Annotated in this window: 5 protein-coding genes and 1 pseudogene; 3 read left to right on the top strand and 3 right to left on the bottom strand. The window is 76.1% G+C overall.

The genetic code is table 11. From position 1 onward, the window contains the following. Positions 1-507: pseudogene (locus tag GA0115240_RS29525) on the top strand (Tellurium resistance); the annotation flags it as partial. A gap of 27 nt (positions 508-534) precedes the next feature. Here the strand turns inward: GA0115240_RS29525 and GA0115240_RS29520 are convergent. Beyond that, positions 535-1,698: a glycosyltransferase gene (locus GA0115240_RS29520; RefSeq protein WP_093741365.1), complete on the bottom strand. Its 1,164-nt coding sequence runs from the start codon at positions 1,696-1,698 to the stop codon at positions 535-537. 76 nt (positions 1,699-1,774) lie between these two features. Between GA0115240_RS29520 and GA0115240_RS29515 the strand changes: the two genes are divergently transcribed. Both GA0115240_RS29515 and GA0115240_RS29510 read left to right on the top strand, forming a co-directional pair. Continuing rightward, on the top strand, positions 1,775-2,545 hold the full coding sequence (locus GA0115240_RS29515; protein ID WP_093741363.1) for a glutamate racemase: 771 nt from the start codon (positions 1,775-1,777) through the stop codon (positions 2,543-2,545). Between the two features lie 45 nt (positions 2,546-2,590). After that, entirely contained in the window at positions 2,591-3,148 is a 558-nt protein-coding gene (locus tag GA0115240_RS29510) for a hypothetical protein (protein WP_093741361.1), read from the top strand. A 20-nt stretch (positions 3,149-3,168) separates the two neighbouring features. On the opposite strand, the gene GA0115240_RS39455 is transcribed toward GA0115240_RS29510, so the two are convergent. Together GA0115240_RS39455 and GA0115240_RS29505 are read right to left on the bottom strand one after the other, a co-directional pair. Beyond that, positions 3,169-3,342, bottom strand: a complete 174-nt coding sequence (locus tag GA0115240_RS39455; RefSeq protein WP_346267993.1) for a hypothetical protein — start codon at positions 3,340-3,342, stop codon at positions 3,169-3,171. A 24-nt stretch (positions 3,343-3,366) separates the two neighbouring features. Then, the coding region (locus GA0115240_RS29505) for an O-antigen ligase family protein (protein ID WP_346267992.1) at positions 3,367-3,754 on the bottom strand (388 nt) is incomplete at its 5' end.

Below are 3,754 nucleotides of genomic sequence, written 5' to 3'. Positions count from 1 at the left end.
CCGGAGTACGGACCGGACGGCATCGACCTCGACCTGTGCGCGCTGTTCGAGCTGACCGACGGCAGCAAGGGCGTCGTCCAGGCGCTCGGCGGCGCCTTCGGCTCGCTGGACCGCCCGCCCTTCATCCGGCTCGACGGCGACGACCGCACCGGCGGGAGCGCCGAGGGGGGCACCGGGGGCGAGAATCTCACCGTCAACCTGGACCACCTGGCGTATTTTCGGCGCGTCCTGGTCTTCGTCACCATCTACGAGGGCGCCCGCACCTTCGCCGGACTCCACGCGTCCGTCACGCTCCGGCCTGAACACGGCGCCGACATCGACTTCGCGCTGGACGAGTGCTCGGTGGACTCCAAGGTCTGCGCCCTGGCCCTGCTCACCCGGGACGGACCCGATCTGGTGGTGCGCCGCGAGGCCCGCTACCTGGTGCCCCGCACCGGGGTGAGCCCGCAGCGGACCGTCGACTACGCCTACGGCTGGGGCCTGAACTGGACCCCGGGCCGCAAGTGAGCCCGCGCCGGGCGGTGTCGCCCCCGCTCAGCCGGCGGCGTCCGGGCGGGCGTAGGTGCGGCCCTTCCAGGCCGCGCCGCGCCCCTGGTAGTGCTCGACCGCCGAGTCCACCGTCATCAGCAGGTACAGGGCGGCGGTGTAGGGCAGCAGCGGCGCGAGCCACCGCGACTGCCCGTAGTAGCGCAGCATCGGCAGATAGCTGCCGGTCATCACCGCCCAGGCGGCCAGGCCCAGCGCGCTGAGCGGCCAGGCCCCGGCCGCCGCCCCGCCGATCGCGGCGACCGGCGGAACCAGGTAGATCAGCGCCAGGCCGAGCACGGTGCCGGCCAGCAGGGCGGGGCTGTGCCGCAGTTGGGCGTAGGCGCTGCGGGAGACCATCCGCCACAGCTCGCCCAGGCCCGGGTAGGGGCGGACGCTGTCCACCCGCTCGGCCAGGCCCAGCCAGATCCGGCCGCCGGAGCGTTTGACGGCGCGGGCCAGGGCCACGTCGTCGATGACCGACTGGCGGATCGTGTCGGGCACGCCGGCCGCGGTGACGGCGGTGGACCGGATCAGCACGCAGCCGCCGGCCGCGGCGGCGGTACGCGAACCGGGGCGGTTGATCCAGCGGAACGGGTAGAGCTGGGCGAAGAAGTAGACGAACGCCGGCACGATCAGGCGCTCCCAGCCGCTGCGCACCCGCAGCCGGGCCATCTGCGAGACCAGGTCCAGGTCGGCGGTGACCGCGGCGGCGGCCAGCGCACGCAGGCTGTCCGGCTCGTGCGCGATGTCGGCGTCGGTGAGCAGCAGGTACTCGGCGCCGGTCCGCTCGCGGGCCAGCGCGATGCCGTGCCGCACCGCCCACAGCTTGCCCGTCCAGCCGGCCGGGGGCTCGCCCGGCGAGGTCACCGTCAGCGGCAGCCCGCCGTGCGCGGCGCCCAGCTTCGCCGCCAGCTCACCGGTGCCGTCGGTGCTCCCGTCGTCCACCAGGAACACCTCGGCGCGCCCCGGGTACGCCTGGGCCAGCACCGACGGCAGGCTCACCCCGAGGACTTCCGCCTCGTCCCGGGCGGGCACCACCACGGCCACGCTCGGCCAGACCGACGGCTCCCCGCCGCCCCGGGGCAACCGCACATCCGTCCGCCAGAAGCCGCCCTGACCCACCAGCAGCCACACCCATGCGGCGACAGACACCGCGGCAATCACCGACATCACCATCACGCCCCGCAGTCTGCCACCCCCTCCGGGGCGCCCGACCGGGACACGGGCGAGCGCTTAGGGTGGTGCCGTGAAGATCGGGCTGCTGGATTCGGGGATCGGGTTGCTGGCCGCCGCCGCCGCGGTGCGGCAGGCGCGGGGGGACGCGGAGCTGGTGCTCTCGTCGGACCCGGCGGGGATGCCGTGGGGGCCGAGGTCGCCGCAGGACCTCACGCGCCGGGCCGTCGACTGCGCGCGGGCTGCGGCGGACGAAGGGCTGGACGCGCTCATCGTGGCGTGCAACACCGCCACCGTGCACGCCCTGGACGCGCTGCGGGAGGCGTTCGAGCCGGGTCTGCCGGTGATCGGCACCGTACCGGCGGTCAAGCCGGCCGCCGCCGAGCACCGGACCGTCGCGATCTGGGCGACCCCCGCCACCACCGGCAGCGCCTACCAGCGGGCGCTGATCGCGGACTTCGGCAACGGCGCCCGGATCACCGAGGTGCCCTGTCCCGGCCTGGCCGACGCCGTCCAGGCCGCCGACGCCGAAGCCGTACGGGCCGCGGTCGCCGCGGCGGCCGCCCGCACCCCGGCCGGCGTGGGCGCCGTCGTCCTCGGCTGCACCCATTACGAACTGGTCGCCGACCGGATCGCCGCCGCCGTACCCGGCGCCGAGCTGTACGGCTCGGCGAACGCCGTCGCGGCCCAGGCACTGCGCAGGATCGGCGCACCCGCGTCCGCGGCCGGCCCGGCCGGCCCGGTGACCGTGCTGCTGAACGGCCGGCGGGCCGAACGGCTGCCGGCCGTGGCCCTGGCCTACCCCGAAGGTGTCGCTCTGAGCGCCACCCCTGTAACAACGTGACGCAGGACGCTGCCCTCTTCCCGCGGCCTTAGTACGCTTCCTGCCATGACGCACGCCCCCCGACCGCAGACCGACGCGGCCCAGGAGTGGACGGGCCGGGCCAGCAACCGCATGCAGTGGGTGCTTGCCGCGGCAGGCGCCGCCTGCCTGGCCCTCGGCATCGACCTCGCTGTGGACGGCCCCGGCACCTCGGGCCTGGCCCCGCTGGTGATGTCCGTGGTGGGCTGCCTGGCGGTGGGGCTGCTGGTGCTGTTCGGCACCGTCGCCTTCACCCATGTACACGTCCGCATCGACTACGACGCGGTCCACGTGCGCTGCGGGCACATCGGGCTGCCGCGGCGCCGCATCCCGCTGGAGGACGTGAGCGGCGCCGAGGTCGACGCGCTGATCAGCCCGCGCACCTGGGGCGGTTGGGGCTATCGCTGGCGCCCCGAACTGGGCACCGCGGTGGTCGTACGGCGCGGCCCCGGCGTGGTCATCGAGCTCGGCGGCGGGCGGCACTTCACCGTCACCGTGGACGACCCGGAGGGCGCGGTCCGCACCATCCGGGACTGCCTCAGACTGCGGGGCGTCGGCCGCCCGGCCACCGGCGCCGGCGCCTGAGGGCGCGGCGCGCCCCGGCGTCAGCCCGGCAGCCGCGCGCCAGCCGCCGTCGCGATCCCGTCCTCGGCCAGCGGATGGGCGGTGGCCAGGCCTGCCAGGAAACCGGCGCCCGCCGTCACCGCCGCGTAGCTCAGCACCTGGTCGACGGTCGCCAGCAGCGCCAGACCGGTCAGGGCCGCGCCCGCGGTGAGCACGACCGGCGTGGACCGCGACGAGCGCTACAGGGCGCACAGCACCCAGCCGTAGGCGGCCGCGAGCAGCGCGACCCCCGGACCGCCCTGCTCGGCGGCGATCTGCAGCGGCGCCGACCGCGGTGAGCCGGCCACCGGGTCCGGGACGTCGGACGGCAGCGACTCGGACTCGTCGGCGAAGCGCTCGGGGCCCACACCGCGCAGCGGATGCCGCTCGGCCAGACCCACCGCCCGGCACCACAGCTCGACCCGCGGCTGGGTGAGCCGGCCGGCCAGCGGCGCCGACAGGCCGGCCGGCAGCGCGTCCAGCGCCAGAGCGCAGCTGCCGGCCACCGCCAGCGCCGCGACCAGTGCCAGGGCCGCGAGCCCGAGCAGCCGGCGGCGCCGCATCCGCGCGGCGGCCAGTGAGCACCCG

Source organism: Streptomyces sp. DvalAA-14 (assembly GCF_900091855.1).
Classification (GTDB): Bacteria; Actinomycetota; Actinomycetes; order Streptomycetales; family Streptomycetaceae; genus Actinacidiphila.
The sequence above is the reverse complement of the archived record's forward strand: the minus strand, read 5'-3'. Positions and strand labels throughout refer to the sequence as shown.

Bases quoted from the DNA above. Each gene is read 5' to 3' on its own strand.
- GA0115240_RS29520 (WP_093741365.1), bottom strand. From the start codon at position 1,698: ATGTCGGTGATTGCCGCGGTGTCTGTCGCCGCATGGGTGTGGCTGCTG.
- GA0115240_RS29510 (WP_093741361.1), top strand. From the start codon at position 2,591: ATGACGCACGCCCCCCGACCGCAGACCGACGCGGCCCAGGAGTGGACG.